We start from the raw sequence: 19,205 nt of genomic DNA on the forward strand, positions 1-19,205 counted from the left end.
TATGCTGGATTGTCTCATCATTGGTGCAGGACCGTGTGGGTTATCGGCAGCGATCGAGATGCAAGATCGTGGATTAGCTGTCGAAGTCATCGAAAAAGGAAACATCGTCGAAGCGATTTATCAATATCCGACGCATCAAACATTTTTTTCGAGTAGCGAAAAATTAGAAATCGGTGGTGTTCCGTTTATCAACAAGGAACTTAAGCCGAAACGCCAAGATGCACTCGTCTATTACCGTGAAGTCGTTAAACGGAAAGAAATCACGATTCGTCCGTTTGAGACGGTGGAACGAATCAGTAAACGTGCGGATGGTGAAGGGTTCGAAGTCGTATCGTCGCGAATGGAGGAGACGGTGACGCGTCAGGCACGGGCACTCGTCTTAGCGACAGGCTATTACGGATTGCCAAATAAAATGGACGTACCAGGTGAGGAATTACCGCACGTTTCTCATTATTTTAAAGAAGGTCATCCTTTCTTCGGACAAGACGTTGTCGTCATTGGTGGAAAAAATTCGAGTGTCGATGCCGCAATTGAACTTGAGAAGGCAGGTGCACATGTCACGCTGTTATACCGTGGTGAAGCGTACAGTCCGTCAATCAAGCCATGGGTCCTCCCGAACTTCGAAGCGCTCGTACGGGCCGAGAAGGTCAAGATGGTGTTTAACGCAACGATCGATTCCATCACACCGACGCACGTCCATTATAAAGAACAAGGAGAAGCGACCTCAATTAAAGCAGATTTTGTTTTTGCGATGACAGGTTACACACCGGACGTTGGTTTGTTCGCGGATGCCGGTATCATGATTGATGGAGAAACGGGAATTCCGGATTTCAATGAGGAAACGATGGAGTCAAACGTTCCCGGCATTTATATTGCGGGTGTCGTCGCTGCAGGATATGACGCCAACAAAATATTTATCGAAAACGGTCGTTTTCATGGAGAATTGATTGCAACGAGTCTTGCAGATCGACTTGTTCGTGAAACGACGCGATAAGCGCTCTTTTCGATCGCTAAAAAAATAACCGTTTCCCTCCCCGGGAAGCGGTTATTTTTAGTGACAGATCATTCGACTTGAAATGAAGTCTCAAGTTCAGGGTGTGTAGCCTCAATTTCGAGCTCAATCATCAATTTCAAGCGAGCTTTTTGTGAGTTCAGACCATTCGAGAAAATCAGACCAAGTTCTTTTAATTGTTGTCCTCCGCCTGCATATCCGTAGACATCTTGGACGATGCCGTTAAAGCAACGACTGACGATGACGATTGGCATTTGTTCAGTCAGCTGACGAATCGCATCCATCAGACTTGGTGGCACATTTCCTTGCCCGAGTACTTCGAGGACTAGACCATCATAACCAAGTTCACCGACAGCAACTAAAAGGTCGGGGTCCATCCCGGCGTAAACTTTTAGGACGGAGACACGCTTTGTTAGTTTCGTCACCATGTGCGTTGGTTTTAAGACAGGTGTATTGAATAAATAGACATGATCTTTCGTGACCATCCCTAAGTTACCGAAATGAACAGATTTAAAAGTATCGACAGAAGAAGTATGCGTTTTCGTGACGTTAAAAGCAGAGTGGATTTCTCCGTTAAAGACAACGAGAACCCCTTTTCCTCTAGCTGCATCACTGACGGCTACACGCAATGCCGTAATCAAATTAAACTCACCGTCTGAACCGACTTCATTTGATGAACGCATCGCACCTGTCAAGACGATTGGAATTGGAGCACCAATCGTCAACTGTAAGAAATAAGCCGTTTCTTCTAACGTATCCGTTCCGTGCGTGATGACGACGCCATCATACCCTGCCTGCAGTTCTTCTTTGATGAAGTGTGCGAGACGGAGCATGATGTCCGGTGTGATGTGTGGTGAAGGAAGGTTCGCGAAGTGGCGTGTCGTGATGTCCGCGATGTCGGTCGCACGTGGCAATGAAGCATCAAGTGGGTTGATGTCATTCGGCAGAACGTGACCGGAATGATTTTGTGCCATCGCGATCGTGCCTCCGGTATGGACTAATAGTAATTTTTTCATAAAGAGCCTCCTGTCTATTCGTTCGATAGTCAGACACTAAAAGCTGACTATTCATTTTCATCCATAATTGTACCTTTTTTTTTCGGATATACAATGGACTCGGTTTTCTTTTCCAGGAGAAACCTTTATCCTTAAGGAATAGGAAGGGGGCAAAAACGTGTTATCGATCGTTTTCTCAGGAATTGCCCCGGGAATTGCACTACTTACTTATTTTTATCTCCGCCATGAACATGAAGCTGAACCCGTCGGTTATATTTTACGGAGTTTCATTTTTGGCATTTTACTTGTGTTTCCATTGATGTTCATCGACTACGTCGTTCAGACTGAATTTGGGGGAGATGAATCGATTCGTCTGTTTCGAACGGCAATTACGGAAGAATTTGCGAAATGGTTTATCGTTTTTTATACCGTATATATCCATCAACGTTTCAATGATTATTATGATGGTATCATTTACGCAGTCGCCTGTTCGCTCGGCTTTGCGACGCTTGAGAATATTTTATATTTAATGGTCAATGGGACGGTTGAACACATGATATTCAGAGCGTTGCTTCCTGTATCGGGTCATGCACTCTTTGCTGTTCTAATGGGCTTCTTTATGGGGCGTGCAAAATTTTCAATTTACCCGAATCGTTGGCTAAGTCTGTCCTTAATCGTTCCGATGATTGCGCACAGTATGTTTAATTTGTTAATATTGGAAAATGGTGGTATTTCCTTGCTGCCCATTATTTTTATGGTGATTTTATGGGGAGTCGGCCTTTACCAAGTTAAGAGTGCGAATCGCTTGAATCATCGATACAAAAAAAATAGTAATTGAATAGAATGGATTGGGAGAGAGTGACATGATGCAAACAGGTGATTTGATAATGGTACGCAACAGTGAAGATCGACAAGGTCGGACGAAGGTCACGGCTGTGACGAACCGTTTAATCTGGATGGAAGCGCCGAGTGAGGCGGACACGCTAAAAACATTTATTTTATCGGAAGATGAATCGATTCACGTTTACTTTTTTAAAGAAAAGGGACGGTTGTATGGCTTTGAATCGGAAATCGTCGAACGACAAAATGATCCGCTTCGTGGACAACGATATGCAATCAGACGCCCGACCGACCAACAGATTGAGCGTGTTCAACGTCGTCAGTTCGTACGTGTGCCGTTACTTTTGGACGTCGCACTTCATCCACATAAAACTAAATTCGAACCGTTCACGACGGTCTCGCTTGATTTATCAGCAGGTGGAATATTGATCTTAGCGAATCATTTACCGATTGAACTAAAAGACGAGGTTGAATTGACGTTTTTACTACCGGCCGAACATGGAGGAACCCATACACTTGATGTTTTAGGTGAGTTAGTTCGCGTCGATCGACGCGAAGAACGTTACGAACTCGCCTTTCAATTTACACAAATTCATGATCGAAGTCGTGAGCTCGTCTTACGGCACTGTTATCAGGCGCAAATGAAAAATTCGCGGAGTGGCACGAATTCATTCACCTAAGTCTATTTTTTTGCTATGATAACGGTCGATACTATGAACCGCTTAAAAATGGTTCAAACGGAAGGAACGAAAAACATGACTAAAATTCAAATCGCACTTGACGGACCAGCTGGTGCCGGAAAAAGTACAATTGCTAAACAATTAGCAGCACATCTTGACTACGTCTACATCGACACAGGGGCGATGTATCGGGCCGTAACGCTCGCAGCACTTGAGCAAGGAATCGATCTCGAGGATGGGCAACGGTTAGGTGAGTTAATGACATCACTTGATATTCGTTTAACACCAGGTGAAAACGGGCAACGTGTCTTTATTGGCGAGCGCGAAGTAACAGAGTCGATTCGGTCGAGCGAAGTGACGAACAATGTCTCATTCGTCGCAAAACATGCTCAAGTACGTTCGGCACTCGTCGAGATGCAGCGCCGCTTAGCAGAATCGGGCGGTATTGTTATGGATGGGCGTGACATCGGTACAGTCGTCTTACCAGATGCTGAACTGAAAGTCTTCATGACAGCAACAGTCGAAGAACGTGCGAGTCGCCGGCATCGTGAAAACGTGTCTCGGGGGATGGACAGTGACTTAGAAGCACTTCAAGCAGAAATCGCGTTGCGTGATAAACGTGATAGTGAACGGGAAGTGTCTCCGCTCAGACAAGCAGACGATGCCATTTATCTCGATACAACCGTCATGTCGATCGATCAAGTCGTCCTCCGTCTGACAGAGCTTGCGGAAGGGGTATTAAAATGAGTCGAACGGACTCCGTTTATCGACTAGCGCGATTCGTCGTGCTCGTCATCGCCAAAACTGTATTTCGTCTTCGCGTGACAGGGAGAGAAAATCTTCCGAAGGATGGATCCGTTCTTTTATGTGCGAATCATAGCTCGAACTGGGATCCCGTCTTTCTAGTTAGCGCGATTCCGACGAGTCGCTCGGTTCGTTATATGGCAAAAGAGGAACTGTTTAAAGTCCCTGGATTAAAACAATTGATGACGGCAGCGGGGACGTATCCCGTCGGACGCGGACAGGGCGATCGTCAAGCTTTAAAACGAACGATTGAATTATTGAAAACGGACGAAACCGTCGGAATTTTTCCAGAAGGAACACGGTCTGCTCCAGGTGAGTTCACGGCAGCGCAACCAGGTGTCGGTTTTTTTGCACTCCGATCTCCGGCGCAAATCGTTCCTGTCGCGATCATCGGCAACTATCGCCCGTTTAAGCCGATGCGGGTCGTAATCGGAAAACCAGTCGATATTGAAGATTTACGCGATCAACGCGGTGCCGCGAAAGCGATTTCAGAACGAATTCTCGAAGAAATCAAATCGGTCTACTACAATCATGTGTAAAACCTTGACAAATAGTCAGAATTGTAAGAAGTTAAAAGAAGGATAAACGTATTTTATTACGTTTCTTGTACTCATCGTGAGGAGGTTGTGTTGGAATGGTCGAAGAAATGAAAGATATGCCTGATTTTGAAATTCATCGGGACCAGGTAGTTACTGGGATGGTCGTGAAGATTGAAGACAAGCAAGCACTCATTGATATCGGATATAAGACAGAAGCAATCCTGCCGATTAGCGAAGTCTCAAGTCTCCATTTGGATGACATACGAGGTGTGCTAAAAGTCGGTGATGAATTACAAGTAAAGGTGAAGAAGATTACAGACGAAGAAGTCGTCGTCTCAAAACGTGAGATTGATGCCTTAAAAGCATGGGAAGAAGTCGAAGCGAAATATGAATCGGCTGAAATTTTTGAAGTTGTCGTCAAAGACATCGTCAAAGGGGGGCTCGTCGTCGACATCGGCGTACGTGGATTCATTCCAGCTTCACTTGTCGAACGTCACTATGTAGAAGATTTTTCTGACTACATCGGCCGGTCGATCGAAGTCAAGGTCGTTGAGCTCGACCAAGAAAAAAATCGTGTCATTCTTTCACATAAAGCGGTCGTCGAAGGCGAGCTTAATGCGAAGAAAAAAGAGACGCTTGAAAACTTGGAAGTGGGTCAAGTCCTTGAAGGAACTGTCCAACGCTTAACGGATTTTGGTGCATTTGTCGATATCGGTGGTGTTGACGGACTCGTCCACATTTCTGAAATGGCGCATCATCGTGTCGAACGACCGTCTGATATCGTAACGGAAGGGCAACAAGTCGAAGTGAAAGTACTTGGTGTCGACCGCGATACAGAAAAGGTCAAGCTATCAATTAAAGAGACGCAACCAGGTCCATGGCAACAGATGGAAGGGAAAATCGAAGCGGGTGACATCGTCAAAGGACGTGTCCGTCGTCTCGTTCAATTCGGAGCATTCGTCGAACTTGCACCGCAAGTCGAAGGTCTCCTCCATATCTCTCAAATCGCTAATCGCCATATTAGTTCGCCGTCGGAAGTGCTTGAAGAGGGACAAGAAATCGAAGCGAAAGTTCTTGAGGTTCACTTAGATGAACACAAGATTTCCCTTTCGACGCGTGTCTTAGAACAAGAAGAGACGGATGAAGATGACTATTCTCAATATACGGATCAAAATGAAGGGTTTTCGGTAGCGGACCTCGCTGATAAAGACTCGGACGCAAAAGAATAAATTTTGACAAAAAGTGGACACGATTCGTGTCTGCTTTTTTTATGTTTCGGTTAGATGTGGTATAAGCGCGCTTGATTTGATACAATAGAACGGCTATGAAGCGAGAGAAGAGAAAGAAGGTGTTGGGATGGCAATTCCAGTAGTGGCGATCGTAGGTCGCCCAAATATCGGAAAGTCGACGATTTTTAACCGGGTGATTGGAGATCGGGTTTCGATCGTAGAAGACAAGCCAGGTGTTACCCGCGACCGTATATACGGAACTGGAGAATGGCTCAATCGTCATTTTCATTTGATTGATACAGGTGGAATCGAAGTCGGGGATGAGCCCTTACTTCAAATGATGCGTCATCAGGCGGAGCTTGCAATCGATGAAGCGGACGTCATTATTTTCATGGTCAATGGACGCGAAGGGATTACGGCTGCCGATGAAGAAGTCGCCGGCATGTTGTTCCGTTCAAATAAACCAGTTGTTATCGCGGTCAATAAAGTCGATAACTTTGAAATGCGTGATTTAATGTATGAATTTTACTCATTAGGATTCGGCGATTTATATCCGATTTCCGGAACGCATGGTCTAGGACTCGGAGACATGCTTGATCGTGTCCTCGAACTAGCTCCAAACAAAGAAGACATCGAATACGACGAAAATACAATTAAGTTTGCCTTAGTTGGTCGTCCAAACGTCGGGAAGTCGAGTATGACGAACTCGATTCTCGGTGAAGAACGTGTCATCGTCTCAAGTGTCGCTGGTACAACCCGTGATGCAATCGATACACCGTTTACACGTGACGATCAAGAATACGTCATCATCGACACAGCAGGTATGCGTAAACGTGGGAAAGTCTACGAATCGACAGAACGCTTTAGTGTCATGCGTGCCCAAAAAGCCATTGAGCGAGCTGACGTCGTTTGTGTCGTCCTCGACGGTGAAGAAGGTATCATCGAACAAGATAAAAAAGTCGCCGGATATGCCCACGAAGCCGGACGTGCGATTGTCATCGTCGTCAATAAATGGGACGCGGTCGAAAAAGATGATAAAACGATGAAGAAAATGGAAGAAGAAATTCGTGAAGAATTCCGCTTCCTCGACTATGCGCCAATCGTTTTCGTCTCTGCGAAGACGAAACGTCGTCTTCAAACATTGCTCCCTGTCATCAATCAAGCGGCGAAAAGTCATGCCCAACGCATTCAGACAAGCGTCTTGAACGATGTTATCGTCGACGCAGTCGCGATGAATCCAGCGCCGACGGATAAGGGTGTTCGTCTACGGATTAACTATGCGACACAAGTGGCATCGCGTCCGCCTACATTTGTCTTGTTCGTCAACGATCCAGAGCTCTTGCATTTCTCATACAAACGGTATCTCGATAACCGAATCCGGGAAGCATTTGATTTTACTGGAACACCGATTCGGATTTTGGCACGTCAAAAACAATAAGGCAGGGTGAAAATCATGATGAAAAAAATTGCAGTCATTGGAGCTGGAAGCTGGGGAACTGCGCTTTCACTCGTTTTAGCAGATAATGGTCATGACGTCATTCTTTATGGCCGTGATCAAAAAAATGTTGATGCCATTAATGAAAATCATGAGAATACACAATTTCTGCCTGGTGTGGCATTGCCTTCTTCTTTACGGGCAACGACGAATTTAGATGATGCTGTAGCAGGTGCTTCGCATATTTTGATTGTGACGCCTTCGTCAGCGATTCGTGGCGTCGCACGCCAGTTAAATGAACGATTAACAGAACCCGTCGTCCTCATTCATGCGTCGAAAGGGATTGAACCGAAGACGCACTTACGATTGTCTCAGTTGATTGAAGAAGAAATCGATCCCGCAAAACGTTCGGCGGTCTGTGTTTTGACAGGACCGTCACACGCCGAAGAGGTTGCATTACGTAAACCGACGACGGTGACGATTGCTTCTGAAGATTTAGAAGAGGCCGGTCGTGTCCAAGAACTCTTCATGAATGAAAACTTCCGGGTGTACTTGAACGCGGATATCATCGGAGCGGAACTTGGTGGCGCCTTGAAGAACATCATTGCCTTAGCTGCAGGAATGACGGACGGTTTAGGGTATGGAGATAATGCGAAAGCAGCATTGATTACGCGTGGAATGGTAGAAATCGCGCGTCTCGGTACATTGCTTGGTGCTAAACCGATGACGTTCACCGGTTTGACGGGGATGGGGGACTTGATCGTGACCTGTACATCAGTCCATAGTCGGAACTGGCGAGCCGGGAATGCCATCGGGCGTGGTGAAAAACTCGAAACCGTATTAGAAAACATGGGGATGGTCGTTGAGGGAGTTCGTGCGACTCAAGCTGCTTACGATTTGGCAGAAACGAAACAGTGCGAGCTTCCAATCACGACGGCACTCTACCATGTCCTTTTCGATGGTCACACACCGGAAGAAGAAGTACGGAAGTTGATGCAACGCCCGCAAAAAAATGAAATTGAACATCTGTTTACGACGAAAGATTAACGGAGTGGGGTGGAAACCTTGAGTCCTGGATTATTAAAAATGTGGATTTCGTTTGGCGGGATCGGGTTATTTGCGATTAGCGTCTTATTCGTCACGATCAGTCGAACGAAATTGACAGGGGTTTGGCAGTTCCTGCTCTCGACCCTTGCCTTCCTATGTTTTATTGTAGCTTCCATTATTATGGTGTTCATCGTCATGGCAGGTCCGAGCGCATGAAGAAGCTAGTCGTTCTTATCATGTTGGTGCCTGTCATGTTGTTATCGGGATGTCTCTTCCCGGATAGTCAAAAACCTTCGAACCGGATACCTTATCCGCAACAAATCGCAACGGTTCAAGATGCTGTCGACGCGTATCAAAAAGATACCGGTGTCTTACCGATCAAAACAAGAGACGCAGATACGCCTTTGATGGAGCGGTATCAAATTGAACTCGGACGCTTGATTCCTCGTTATATGAGTGATCCTCCACCGAATAGTTTCGAAGGTGGTGGAACGTTCATTTACTTGTTAGTCGATGTGGAAGAGAAACCGACTGTAAAGCTGATGGATTTACTCGTTGCGGAAGAACTCCAAAAGCTACAGGTGCGCATCGATACGTACCGAAAGAAAAATGAAAAATATCCATTTAAAGGTTCGATTGGTAAAAATCAATTCACACTCGACTATAAAAAGTTGTTCATTAAGGAAGAACCGAAGATTCCGAGTCCTTATTCCGATACGGAACTGGACATCTATGTCGACGGTCAAGGGCAGTTGTATGTCAACTATCTTCCTGAATTGAAGAAAGCCGTTGAAACTGCGAAGAAAAAACCAAAAGTCGGTCAAGATATTCGTCATTTACTGTATGATGATCAACCTTTTGTCCCGGCATACTCTCAAAGCTATACAATTAACGAAAAAGGCGAACCTACGTTTTCTGAGGAATCGATCGAAGAATCAGAAAATTGAGAGGGATTATGACGAAAATGTTGTAATAGCAACGTTTATAAGGTATGATTAGCCTCGAAGAAGCGATTGGGAGGGGGTGAAAGTAATGAACAAAACTGAACTCATTCAAGCGGTTGTCGAAAAATCAGGTCTTACAAAAAAAGACGTGACTAAAGTTGTTGAATCAACATTCGAATCAATCACTGAGACACTCCAATCTGGAGAAAAAGTCCAATTGATTGGTTTTGGTAACTTCGAAGTCCGTGAACGTGCCGCTCGTAAAGGTCGCAACCCACGTACGAAAGAAGATATCGAAATCCCAGCAAGCAAAGTGCCTGCCTTCAAACCGGGTAAAGCATTGAAAGATGCAGTCAAGTAATTTGGCTACATAGTCGTTCGAGGAATTCCTCGAACGGCTTTTTTTGTGGGTATTCAAAGGCGTGAAAAAGCGATGATTATGGTATATTAAAAAAGAAGAACATCCATCAACGAGATGGCACTGGAGATCGGGGGGTAAAAGCATGGACCAACGAGAGCTATTCATGACAGAAATCATTACTGCGCTCAACAACAAACAGACGACTCAACTAGCTCGACATGTGGATTTCCCTTCCATCGATCGTGAACAGATCAGTTGGTTGATTGATGTCGCTCAAAACGAGACATTGGATTGGCAGGCGCTCGTAAAGGGCGTACATTTTGCGAAGGTCGCACTTGTCTTACATGAACGAGTAGGTGAAACGAAACGAGGATCAAAAGAAAGACAATTGCTCGTATTGGCGGGAGATCTTTTTTCGACTTACTTTTTTGAAGAGTTAGCGTCGCTTCCCCAAACGGCACTCGTGACGTTAGGACGGACCGTACAGCGTGTGAATGAAGCAAAATGTTCGATCCATGAGCGAAATTATACGTCGACAGAAGATTACGTCTTACTCTGGCTGACGGCGGAATTTGGACTCGTTCAAGGTTTGGCGGCAATCAGCGGTCAAGATTGGTTAACACGAGAAGGGCAACGCATCATTCGGAAACAGGCCGAATTGCTCGATCACGAAGCGCAACAACTATTATTATCACATTTAGAACAAATGGCAGTAGCGTAATATTCTTGAAAGGGTGAACTGCGTGCAGACACAAGAAAAAGAAAAGAAAGTTTATGAAGTGTTTCAATCAATTTCGACAAATTATGATCAGATGAATTCCATCATCAGTTTCCGCTTGCACAAATTATGGCGAAAAGAAACAATGCGCCGGATGGATGTATTTCCGGGGGCAAAATGTCTTGATTTATGTTGCGGAACGGCTGACTGGACAATTCAACTCGCGAAAGCGGCTGGTCCGACCGGTGTCATCAAAGGACTCGATTTCTCTGAAAACATGCTTAAAGTCGGAGTCGATAAAGTCGAGGCGTTAGGGATGAAAAACGTCGAATTGATTCATGGCAATGCGATGGATTTACCTTTTGGTGATCATTCCTTTGACTACGTGACAATTGGGTTTGGACTACGGAATGTTCCGGACTATCTCCAAGTCATCAAAGAGATGCATCGTGTCTTAAAACCAGGTGGAACAGTCGTATGTCTTGAGACGAGTCAACCGACGGCACCAATTTTCCGTGAGGCCTACTCGTTATACTTTGGTAAAATCATGCCACAAGTCGGTCGTTTGTTTGCAAAATCGTTTGATCAATATAACTGGCTTCAAGAATCGACGGAAGTGTTCCTCGATCGTGTTGAATTAAAGCAATTATTTGAGCAGGCTGGCTTCATGCAGGTCGAAGTAAAGGCGTTTGCAGGTGGGGCGGCTGCAATGCACCTCGGGAAGAAGTGGTGAGATGTCACTGCATTCAATTTATCGAGATGTAACGAAAGAAGTGAATTTAGTCGACCGATTCTTAACAAATCATATTGCGTCCGAAGAACCGACGATTGATGCTGCGGGACAACAACTCTTGAAAGCGGGGGGGAAACGGATTCGTCCGGCTTTTGTTTTGCTCGCTTCGAAGTTTGGTCAAGCAGACCGGGATGAACTGGTCCGTGTCGCGGCAAGTCTTGAACTGGTCCACATGGCATCACTCGTGCATGATGATGTCATCGATGATGCCGAACTGAGACGTGGAAAGCCGACCGTCATGCAACGTTTTGATGAAGAAGTTGCATTATACTCGGGTAACTATTTGTTTGGTGAGGCAGTCAAATTGATTGGAGAAATCGGGAAACCGGAACTCGTCCAAGTCATGGTCCATGCGATGCGCGAAATTTGTGAGGGTGAAATCGAACAAATTTATGATCAATACGATTGGAATCAATCGATTAAACGATATATTAAACGAATCGAGCGGAAAACGGCGATCTTGATTGAGGCAAGTTGTCATCTAGGAGCCATCGTCGCGAACTGCTCGGAAGCGGATACGAAAGCATTGCGGCAATTTGGGCGTGACATCGGTCTTGCTTTTCAAATTGCGGATGACTTACTGGATTTCACAGCGAACCGGGTCGAGCTTGGTAAACCGGTCGCAGAAGATTTACGACATGGGCACAAGACGTTGCCAGTTTTCTACGCCTCAGAAAATCCAGCTTTTTTCAAGGAACTCGTCAAAATTCAGGAGATGCCCTCCCACGAAGAAGTCGCGCCACTTCTTGATCGTCTGCAAGCGTCTGACGCACTTGAACGGACACAACAGACCGTCGATCTTTACATTAAGCGAGCGATTCGTCGTTTAGAGCATTTACCGAAGTCTTCTGCAAAGCGTTCACTTGAAGAAGTCGCACGTTACGTTGGAAAGCGAAAAGGATAAGAAACTGTCAAAAATTTCTTGCCGCTCGATCCGTTTACGAGTAAACTTACTATGTAAGCGCTTTTCTAAAAGCATTTCATAGGGGGACTCAAAAATGGAACAAACATTTTTAATGGTAAAACCTGATGGTGTCGAACGCGGATTGATTGGGGAAATCATCGGCCGGATCGAACGAAAAGGATTTGTTGTACGTGAAATGAAAATGATGCAAGCGTCTGAAGAATTGGCGAAAGCACATTATGCAGAGCACGCAGAGAAGCCATTCTTTGGAGAGTTGGTCACTTTCTTAACGTCTGGTCCTGTCGTCGCACTTCGTGTCGAAGGAACGGATGTCGTATCTGTTTCACGTTTGATGATTGGAAAAACAAAACCGACAGAAGCACTACCTGGGACGATTCGGGGAGATTTCGCGAACACGATGAGCGAGAACGTCATCCATGGTTCAGACAGCGTCGAGAGTGCGGAGCGTGAACTTGGACTTTGGTTTCAAGGGCAACCGGTAAACGCATAATGAAACGAACGGCAAACAGACGATTGAGCAATTGCTCAATCGTCTGTTTTTGTATTTTGGAAAGGAAATGGCTTTATGCTACTATAGAGAATAAGATAGGGTCATAAAACGTGTATGACCGATGATAGAGAGGACCAGTGAGGTGTACTATGGACGATTACGAGCTTTTCATCCAACGTTTCTTAAAAAAGTCAGGAATTGATTTAGGACAATATAAAGAAGCACAAATGAAACGACGTTTGACGGCTTTGCGCGATAAAAAAGGACATGATACCTTCGCCTCGTATATGCAGGCAATGGAAAAAAGCGAGACCTTATATGAAGAATTCTTGGACCGGATGACGATCAATGTTAGTGAATTCTTCAGAAATCCGATTCGCTGGCAACAGCTCGAACAAGATATTCTTCCGGTGCTGCAAGCACGTGCGCATGGTCGGATTCGGACATGGAGCGCGGCTTGTTCAACGGGGGAAGAGCCCTATTCGCTCGCGATGATTCTTAATGAGATGATGGACCCTGCCCAATTCACGATTCAAGCGACCGATTTAGATGAGATCGTTCTTGAAAAGGCGAAGCAAGGTCGATACGGCATTTCAGCCTTAAACGAAGTCGTCGAATCAAGAAAAAAACGATATTTCATCGAACAGGATCAACAATATGAGGTCGCTCCAGAAATCAAACGGCTCGTCCGTTTCAGTAAACATAATTTGTTAGGAGATCGCTATGACAGTGGATTTGATTTAATCATCTGTCGTAACGTACTTATTTACTTTACAGAAGAAGCAAAAGCGCACGTCTATCGCTCTTTTGTGGATGCGTTAAAACCGGGCGGCATTTTATTCGTCGGCGGAACGGAACAAATCTTTCAACCGGAACGATTTGGTCTAAAAATGAAGCAAAGCTTCTTTTATGAAAAAATTTAACGACGTGAAGGGATGAAGCGTATGCGCTACATGACAGCTGGAGAATCACACGGAAAAGGACTTTCCGTCATCATCGATGGTGTTCCTTCCGGACTAACAATCGATTTCGAAAAAATTCAATCTGAAATGACACGACGTCAAGGTGGTTATGGACGTGGACGGCGGATGCAAATCGAACAGGATGCGATTGATGTTCGGGGTGGAATTCGTCACGGTTACACGACGGGGGCGCCAATCAGTCTGTTTATTGAAAACAAAGACCATACGCACTGGAAACAAGTCATGCAGGCGGAACCGCTCGAGGAAGCGCTTGAACGTCCGCGGACATTGACACGCCCGCGCCCAGGACATGCGGACCTTGTAGGTGGCTTGAAGTACGGTCATCGTGATCTCCGTGATGTCCTCGAACGTTCCTCTGCTCGAGAAACGGCGGCCCGAGTTGCAGTTGGGGCAATCGCGAAACAATTGTTGGCACAGCTCGATGTCGATTTGTTTTCCCATGTACGATCAATCGGTGGCGTTGATGCTGAAGCCGTTGATCCGACGACGCGGCGTGAGTTGATTGAAGCTTCTCCAGTCCGTTGTGCAGATGAAGCAGCGACTGAACAGATGATGCGTGCGATCGATCAAGCTAAAAAAGACGGCGACACACTTGGTGGTGAAGTCGAAGTCGTCGTCACGGGACTTGTTCCGGGGATTGGATCATTTACGCAAAATGACATGAAGTTAGACAGTCGGATCGCCCAAGCTGTCATCAGTGTCAATGCGATGAAAGCGGTTGGATTTGGTGATGGTTTTGATTTGGCGCGTCGTCCCGGTAGTACGGTCCAAGATGAAATCATTCATAGTGAAGCAGGTTACTCCCGCAGAACCAATCACCTAGGCGGAATTGAAGGTGGGATGTCGACAGGAATGCCGATTCGGGTTCAAGTTGCGATGAAGCCGATTCCGACATTGTATCAACCCCTGCAATCGGTCGATATTGAAACGAAAGAGCCGTTCACGGCCCAAATTGAACGCAGTGATGCTTGTGCTGTGCCGGCAGCAGCTGTCGTTCTCGAAGCTGTCGTCGCATTCGAAGTCGCAGCCGCGATTCTCGAAATGTTCGGGAGTTCAACGATGGATCGATTAAAACAAACGATAGCTGATTACAAGGAGGAGGTGCGTCTGTTTTGACGCATCTTTGCATCAAAGCGAGTCGCCCGTATCCGGTTCACATCGAGCCGGGTGCGTTGCGACACCTGGCGGAAGTCGAAGAAGCACAGGTAGCAGATCGATTTTGGATTATCACCGATCAAACGGTCAGTACCCTTCATTTAGAGACATTGATCAAACACGTCACGACTCTTTTTCCGAAAACAAACTGGATGACGAGTACTGTCGTACCAGGTGAGAGCAGTAAATCGCTCGAAACGTATGCAGACTTGCTTCAAGAAGGCATTGAACGAGGGGTGACCCGTCGTACGGTCATCCTGGCATTTGGTGGTGGAATGATTGGAGATCTCGCCGGTTTCGTTGCAGCAACGATTCTACGAGGCATTCCGTTCATCCAAATTCCGACGACGTTACTCGCGCATGACTCGAGCGTCGGCGGGAAAGTCGGGCTAAATCTATCGCTCGGTAAAAACCTCGTCGGGGCGTTCTATCAACCGAGTGCCGTTCTCTACGATGTATCTTTTCTGAAAACATTACCGGACCGCGAGTGGAGAAGCGGTTTTTTTGAATTGTTGAAACATGGTCTATTGGCAGCGGAACCGTTTGCTGATCAATTGATGGATTTAAAACTGTCCGATATGAGAGAGTTGCCACTCGAATCCTGGATTGCGAAAGGGATTTCCGTCAAACAACGAATCGTCGAACAAGATGAACAAGAACAAGGCATCCGTACCTTTTTAAATTATGGGCATACATTTGGTCATGCCGTCGAGTATGCGAGTGAGCGTCTCGCGCATGGTGAGGCAGTCGGAATCGGTTTAGTCTTTGCCAAAATGTTAGAGGGACAAGTCGAAGAAGGAGATCAACTGGCTCAATTGTTGACGCGTTTAGGTGTCGAACTACCAAAAAGGCAATCTTTCGAGGTCTATTTCGACTATATGAAACGGGATAAAAAAAATAATCAGTCGATTCGATTCGTCTTAGCAGAAAACGGGAAATTTAACTTAGAGGAAATTCCGGTGGGACGATTGCTGTCCGCCTATGACATGACTGTGAGGTGCTTGAAATGGGATTAAAGGGAAAGGTACGAGTACCCGGCGATAAATCAATGACACACCGTGCTTTTTTATTTGGTGGGATTGCAAACGGGACGACGACGATTTCGAATGCACTCGAAGGAGCGGATTGTCTCGCTTCACTGAAGGCGGTTGAGGCACTTGGTGCGAAAATCGAGCGTTCTGAAAAAACGATTCAGATTACAGGGACGACTGCATTAAACGAAGCAAAAATCGATTGTGGGAATTCCGGAACGACGATTCGACTACTAAGCGGTATTTTAGCTGGTAGCGAGGCGGCGTATGAATTGACAGGCGATGATTCGTTAAAAAAACGACCGATGGATCGGGTGACGATTCCACTCAGTCAGCTTGGTGCGAAAATCGAAGGGAACTACGCTCCGTTACGGATTCAGGGGCAACCGCTCGTCGGAACGACGTATACCTTACCGGTCGCAAGTGCTCAGGTGAAAAGTGCGGTCTTACTAGCGGGGTTATTTGCGACAGGTGAGACAACGGTGATTGAGCCGATCTTATCACGCGATCATACGGAACGGATGTTGCCGCAATTCGGCGTCGATGTGACGATCGATGACTTTGAAGACGGACGGCATATTCGTGTCGAAGGTCCTGTTCAACTTACGGCGACGACGGTCGATATACCGGGCGATCCGTCCTCGGCTGCATTTTGGTGGACGGCGGCGGCGATTGGCGAGGACAGTGTCATCACGACGGAACGCGTACTCATGAACCCGACCCGGATCGGATTTTTACAAGTATTACGACAAATGGGTGCGAGCGTCAAAATTTCGAACCGGCAGGAAGTGGCAGGGGAGGAAGTCGCGGATGTGACGGTAGAATCGACTACCCTGCAGGCGATGACGATTGAAGGAGAACAAATCCCTTCATTGATCGACGAGATTCCGCTCCTCGCTTTACTCGCGACGCAAGCGGAAGGAAAGACGATCATCCGGGATGCAGCGGAGTTACGCGTCAAAGAAACGGACCGGATCGAGACGGTCGTCGCGTCACTACGACGACTCGGAGCGTCGATTGAAGCGACGGCAGACGGGATGACAATTGAAGGCCCGACGTCATTAAAAGGGGCGGAGGTCGACAGTGCCGGTGATCACCGTTTGGCGATGATGTTGACGATTGCTAAGACATTGAACGAAGAAATTCAAGTGAACGGGAATGAAGTAGTTGAAGTCAGCTACCCAACGTTCTATGATGATTTAAAGAAACTGCAAGATAACGGGAACGGATAAGTTCCGAATTGAATTTAGAAAGTGAGGCGTTTGCCTTGAACGAACAGGTATTAAAAGAAATCGTCGAAGGGCTAGAACACGGCCATACGTCGGAAGCGTTAGCTTCACTCGAACAACTTGAAAAGACAGGGACCGATGAGGATCGCTTAGCTGTCGCAGATCTTTACATCGAACTCGGACTCTCGGACCGGGCAGTCGATATCTTATCGCCTCTTTACGTCGATTATGCGGGGAATGCTGGCGTCGCTTTATTGCTTGCCGAATGTTATATCGATCTTGATAGAGAAGAAGAAGCAATCACCGTCCTTGAACAAGTCGATAAGACGGATAGCGAAAATGGACCTCGGACATTAGTTTTGTTAGCGGACCTTTATCAATCACAAGGACTCGACGAAGTAGCGCTCGCGAAATTAAAAGAGGCACGGTCACTTGCGCCGGATGAACCGTTGCTCGCTTACGGACTGGCTGAACTCTATATGACACTTGGAGCATTTGATCAAGCGGTCCCATTGTTCGCTGAAATTGCAGCTGTTCCGGCATTAAGAGAAGAATTGCCACTGGATGCCCTGTACGCCGAGTCGCTCGCAATGATCGGTGAATTCGAAGAAGCGATTCCCTTATATGAACGTGCAGTCGCGGAACGGTCTGACTTGCATACGCTGTTTGGACTTGCGATGACCGCTCACCGCGTCGGACTACACCAAAAAGCGGTCGAAACGTTCCAACAACTGATTGCCCAAGATCCAGATTATACGTCGGCTTACGTGCCTTACGCGGAGAGTCAAGCAGAACTCGGCTTGACGAAGGAAGCGTTGAATGTCATTAAGCAAGGGATGGAGCGAGACGATTATAATGATGAGCTCCGGACGATGGAAGCTTTATTCCTCTTGAAGCTAGGAGACCGCCAAGGGAGTGTCAACGCCTTACGTGAAGCTCTTGCCCTTAACCCGGAATCCTTGCTCGCTGCGGAACGTTTACTTGCGCTCCTCGCTGAAGATGAGGACCATGAGGCGACGATTGAAACGATTTCAGCAATCGAAGAACACGTCACGGCACCAATCTTGACGTGGTACCGTGCTCGATCACTCTATGCGCTGGAAGATTATACGAATGCGATGAAGCAGTATGCTCAAGTTGAATCTGCATTCGCGGATGATGCCCTCTTCTTGAAAGAATATGGTTTCGCATTGGTTGAAGAAGGACGACGCGAAGAGGGACAAGCATTGTTGCGTCGGGCAGCGATGTTCGCTCCAGAAGATGCTGATCTCGTCGATTATGTCGAACGGATGGATAGTTGATTCGATTGGAGAAGGGAGTAGGATTGAGATGACAGAGAGAAAACAGCGTTTCTTGCGCCGCATCTTGACCTATTACACGTTGAAGCGTCGGGAATCCAAATGGATCCTTGATTATTGGCTTCGTAATGATGCGAAACTGGATCAAGTTCATTTTGTTCAAAATGCGATGTTCGCGCCAAAAGCAATCATCATGACGACATACGGGTTTGACGCTGAACCGTTTCTCTTTAAAAAAGGTGAGGTTAAAACGACTGACCCGGAAAAGGCATATCACGACATCCGATTGACGGACGAACCGATTTATATCGAGTTAAATTTTCAAGGGATGATGATGGATGATGAATACTTGTCCCTACTTGAAGAGAACCCGTTTCGTCCGGAGGTCACTGTTGAACCACGATTAGCGGACGAAGCGATGAATTTCATCGCGGCGACGGTCAATCGGCAAGAGGAAGAGCGATTGATTCGTTTGATTGATGAAGCACTTGATGCACGCGATCGGAGTCGTTTTCAATCACTCTCGGAAGAATTGCGGACGATTCGGAGCCAACTCCAATAACTAAAGTACACTTTTCAATCTTCATATGCGTTCGTCTACAGTCATCCTCTTCGGATAAAGAAGAGGATGATTTTATTTGAGTTTGAAAAAAACCTAAATATGAAGAAAAATAGAATGGAATTTCATAAAACGTTC

22 protein-coding genes are annotated in these 19,205 nt (G+C 46.3%); 21 read left to right on the forward strand and 1 reads right to left on the reverse strand.

Annotated features, from left to right (window positions below; genetic code table 11):
* The first annotated feature begins 1 nt into the window (after position 1).
* The gene (locus KNQ02_RS04115; RefSeq protein ID WP_088837330.1) at positions 2-994 is read left to right on the forward strand and encodes a YpdA family putative bacillithiol disulfide reductase; all 993 of its coding nucleotides are present in this window, start codon (positions 2-4) and stop codon (positions 992-994) included.
* Positions 995-1,062: 68 nt separating this feature from the next.
* On the opposite strand, the gene KNQ02_RS04120 is transcribed toward KNQ02_RS04115, so the two are convergent.
* The gene (locus KNQ02_RS04120; RefSeq protein WP_088837329.1) at positions 1,063-2,028 is read right to left on the reverse strand and encodes an asparaginase; all 966 of its coding nucleotides are present in this window, start codon (positions 2,026-2,028) and stop codon (positions 1,063-1,065) included.
* Positions 2,029-2,185: 157 nt separating this feature from the next.
* Between KNQ02_RS04120 and prsW the strand changes: the two genes are divergently transcribed.
* From prsW to KNQ02_RS04220, 20 genes are all read left to right on the forward strand, one after another.
* Positions 2,186-2,845, forward strand: a complete 660-nt coding sequence (gene prsW, locus KNQ02_RS04125) for a glutamic-type intramembrane protease PrsW (protein ID WP_088837328.1) — start codon at positions 2,186-2,188, stop codon at positions 2,843-2,845.
* Positions 2,846-2,870: 25 nt separating this feature from the next.
* A complete protein-coding gene (locus tag KNQ02_RS04130; RefSeq protein WP_088837327.1) occupies positions 2,871-3,527 on the forward strand; it encodes a flagellar brake protein in 657 nt (218 codons plus the stop codon).
* Positions 3,528-3,602: 75 nt separating this feature from the next.
* Complete coding sequence (gene cmk, locus KNQ02_RS04135) at positions 3,603-4,274, forward strand: (d)CMP kinase (protein WP_214765110.1); 672 nt, start codon at positions 3,603-3,605, stop codon at positions 4,272-4,274.
* The gene (locus tag KNQ02_RS04140) at positions 4,271-4,870 is read left to right on the forward strand and encodes a lysophospholipid acyltransferase family protein (protein WP_088837326.1); all 600 of its coding nucleotides are present in this window, start codon (positions 4,271-4,273) and stop codon (positions 4,868-4,870) included. Before cmk ends, KNQ02_RS04140 begins: the two co-directional genes overlap by 4 nt.
* Positions 4,871-4,965: 95 nt before the next feature.
* Positions 4,966-6,099: a 30S ribosomal protein S1 gene (rpsA, locus tag KNQ02_RS04145; RefSeq protein WP_029330677.1), complete on the forward strand. Its 1,134-nt coding sequence runs from the start codon at positions 4,966-4,968 to the stop codon at positions 6,097-6,099.
* Positions 6,100-6,226: 127 nt separating this feature from the next.
* Entirely contained in the window at positions 6,227-7,537 is a 1,311-nt protein-coding gene (gene der / locus KNQ02_RS04150; RefSeq protein WP_029330675.1) for a ribosome biogenesis GTPase Der, read from the forward strand.
* Positions 7,538-7,555: 18 nt separating this feature from the next.
* Entirely contained in the window at positions 7,556-8,581 is a 1,026-nt protein-coding gene (locus tag KNQ02_RS04155) for an NAD(P)H-dependent glycerol-3-phosphate dehydrogenase (RefSeq protein WP_201302334.1), read from the forward strand.
* Positions 8,582-8,599: 18 nt separating this feature from the next.
* Entirely contained in the window at positions 8,600-8,797 is a 198-nt protein-coding gene (locus KNQ02_RS04160; protein ID WP_029330666.1) for a DUF2768 domain-containing protein, read from the forward strand.
* Complete coding sequence (locus KNQ02_RS04165) at positions 8,794-9,528, forward strand: hypothetical protein (protein WP_214807341.1); 735 nt, start codon at positions 8,794-8,796, stop codon at positions 9,526-9,528. Before KNQ02_RS04160 ends, KNQ02_RS04165 begins: the two co-directional genes overlap by 4 nt.
* An 85-nt stretch (positions 9,529-9,613) precedes the next feature.
* Complete coding sequence (locus tag KNQ02_RS04170) at positions 9,614-9,886, forward strand: HU family DNA-binding protein (protein ID WP_012370671.1); 273 nt, start codon at positions 9,614-9,616, stop codon at positions 9,884-9,886.
* A gap of 142 nt (positions 9,887-10,028) precedes the next feature.
* Entirely contained in the window at positions 10,029-10,607 is a 579-nt protein-coding gene (locus KNQ02_RS04175; protein WP_029330662.1) for a heptaprenyl diphosphate synthase component 1, read from the forward strand.
* 22 nt (positions 10,608-10,629) lie between these two features.
* Complete coding sequence (locus KNQ02_RS04180) at positions 10,630-11,337, forward strand: demethylmenaquinone methyltransferase (RefSeq protein ID WP_029330660.1); 708 nt, start codon at positions 10,630-10,632, stop codon at positions 11,335-11,337.
* Position 11,338: 1 nt separating this feature from the next.
* Positions 11,339-12,301, forward strand: coding sequence for a polyprenyl synthetase family protein (locus KNQ02_RS04185; RefSeq protein ID WP_088837324.1), 963 nt, complete (start codon positions 11,339-11,341; stop codon positions 12,299-12,301).
* A 94-nt stretch (positions 12,302-12,395) separates the two neighbouring features.
* A complete protein-coding gene (gene ndk / locus KNQ02_RS04190) occupies positions 12,396-12,812 on the forward strand; it encodes a nucleoside-diphosphate kinase (protein ID WP_088837323.1) in 417 nt (138 codons plus the stop codon).
* Positions 12,813-12,961: 149 nt separating this feature from the next.
* Entirely contained in the window at positions 12,962-13,735 is a 774-nt protein-coding gene (locus KNQ02_RS04195) for a CheR family methyltransferase (RefSeq protein WP_214765107.1), read from the forward strand.
* Positions 13,736-13,756: 21 nt separating this feature from the next.
* A complete protein-coding gene (aroC, locus tag KNQ02_RS04200; protein WP_088837321.1) occupies positions 13,757-14,911 on the forward strand; it encodes a chorismate synthase in 1,155 nt (384 codons plus the stop codon).
* Positions 14,908-15,966: a 3-dehydroquinate synthase gene (gene aroB / locus KNQ02_RS04205; protein ID WP_214807342.1), complete on the forward strand. Its 1,059-nt coding sequence runs from the start codon at positions 14,908-14,910 to the stop codon at positions 15,964-15,966. Before aroC ends, aroB begins: the two co-directional genes overlap by 4 nt.
* The gene (gene aroA, locus KNQ02_RS04210; RefSeq protein ID WP_088837319.1) at positions 15,957-17,213 is read left to right on the forward strand and encodes a 3-phosphoshikimate 1-carboxyvinyltransferase; all 1,257 of its coding nucleotides are present in this window, start codon (positions 15,957-15,959) and stop codon (positions 17,211-17,213) included. Before aroB ends, aroA begins: the two co-directional genes overlap by 10 nt.
* 35 nt (positions 17,214-17,248) lie before the next feature.
* Positions 17,249-18,511: a tetratricopeptide repeat protein gene (locus KNQ02_RS04215; protein WP_029330640.1), complete on the forward strand. Its 1,263-nt coding sequence runs from the start codon at positions 17,249-17,251 to the stop codon at positions 18,509-18,511.
* 28 nt (positions 18,512-18,539) lie between these two features.
* Positions 18,540-19,070: a ReoY family proteolytic degradation factor gene (locus KNQ02_RS04220; RefSeq protein WP_029330637.1), complete on the forward strand. Its 531-nt coding sequence runs from the start codon at positions 18,540-18,542 to the stop codon at positions 19,068-19,070.
* The last annotated feature ends 135 nt before the right edge of the window (positions 19,071-19,205 follow it).

The organism is Exiguobacterium sp. s102 (assembly GCF_018618635.1).
GTDB classification, from domain to species: Bacteria; Bacillota; Bacilli; order Exiguobacteriales; family Exiguobacteriaceae; genus Exiguobacterium_A; species Exiguobacterium_A oxidotolerans.

What these genes read in the sequence shown, in the direction of transcription:
- KNQ02_RS04115 (WP_088837330.1), top strand. Translation starts at nt 2, where the DNA reads ATGCTGGATTGTCTCATCATTGGTGCAGGACCGTGTGGGTTATCGGCA.
- KNQ02_RS04120 (WP_088837329.1), bottom strand. Translation starts at nt 2,028, where the DNA reads ATGAAAAAATTACTATTAGTCCATACCGGAGGCACGATCGCGATGGCA.
- KNQ02_RS04130 (WP_088837327.1), top strand. Translation starts at nt 2,871, where the DNA reads ATGATGCAAACAGGTGATTTGATAATGGTACGCAACAGTGAAGATCGA.
- cmk (WP_214765110.1), top strand. Translation starts at nt 3,603, where the DNA reads ATGACTAAAATTCAAATCGCACTTGACGGACCAGCTGGTGCCGGAAAA.
- KNQ02_RS04140 (WP_088837326.1), top strand. Translation starts at nt 4,271, where the DNA reads ATGAGTCGAACGGACTCCGTTTATCGACTAGCGCGATTCGTCGTGCTC.
- rpsA (WP_029330677.1), top strand. Translation starts at nt 4,966, where the DNA reads ATGGTCGAAGAAATGAAAGATATGCCTGATTTTGAAATTCATCGGGAC.
- der (WP_029330675.1), top strand. Translation starts at nt 6,227, where the DNA reads ATGGCAATTCCAGTAGTGGCGATCGTAGGTCGCCCAAATATCGGAAAG.
- KNQ02_RS04155 (WP_201302334.1), top strand. Translation starts at nt 7,556, where the DNA reads ATGAAAAAAATTGCAGTCATTGGAGCTGGAAGCTGGGGAACTGCGCTT.
- KNQ02_RS04165 (WP_214807341.1), top strand. Translation starts at nt 8,794, where the DNA reads ATGAAGAAGCTAGTCGTTCTTATCATGTTGGTGCCTGTCATGTTGTTA.
- KNQ02_RS04170 (WP_012370671.1), top strand. Translation starts at nt 9,614, where the DNA reads ATGAACAAAACTGAACTCATTCAAGCGGTTGTCGAAAAATCAGGTCTT.
- KNQ02_RS04175 (WP_029330662.1), top strand. Translation starts at nt 10,029, where the DNA reads ATGGACCAACGAGAGCTATTCATGACAGAAATCATTACTGCGCTCAAC.
- KNQ02_RS04185 (WP_088837324.1), top strand. Translation starts at nt 11,339, where the DNA reads ATGTCACTGCATTCAATTTATCGAGATGTAACGAAAGAAGTGAATTTA.
- ndk (WP_088837323.1), top strand. Translation starts at nt 12,396, where the DNA reads ATGGAACAAACATTTTTAATGGTAAAACCTGATGGTGTCGAACGCGGA.
- KNQ02_RS04195 (WP_214765107.1), top strand. Translation starts at nt 12,962, where the DNA reads ATGGACGATTACGAGCTTTTCATCCAACGTTTCTTAAAAAAGTCAGGA.
- aroC (WP_088837321.1), top strand. Translation starts at nt 13,757, where the DNA reads ATGCGCTACATGACAGCTGGAGAATCACACGGAAAAGGACTTTCCGTC.
- aroA (WP_088837319.1), top strand. Translation starts at nt 15,957, where the DNA reads ATGGGATTAAAGGGAAAGGTACGAGTACCCGGCGATAAATCAATGACA.
- KNQ02_RS04220 (WP_029330637.1), top strand. Translation starts at nt 18,540, where the DNA reads ATGACAGAGAGAAAACAGCGTTTCTTGCGCCGCATCTTGACCTATTAC.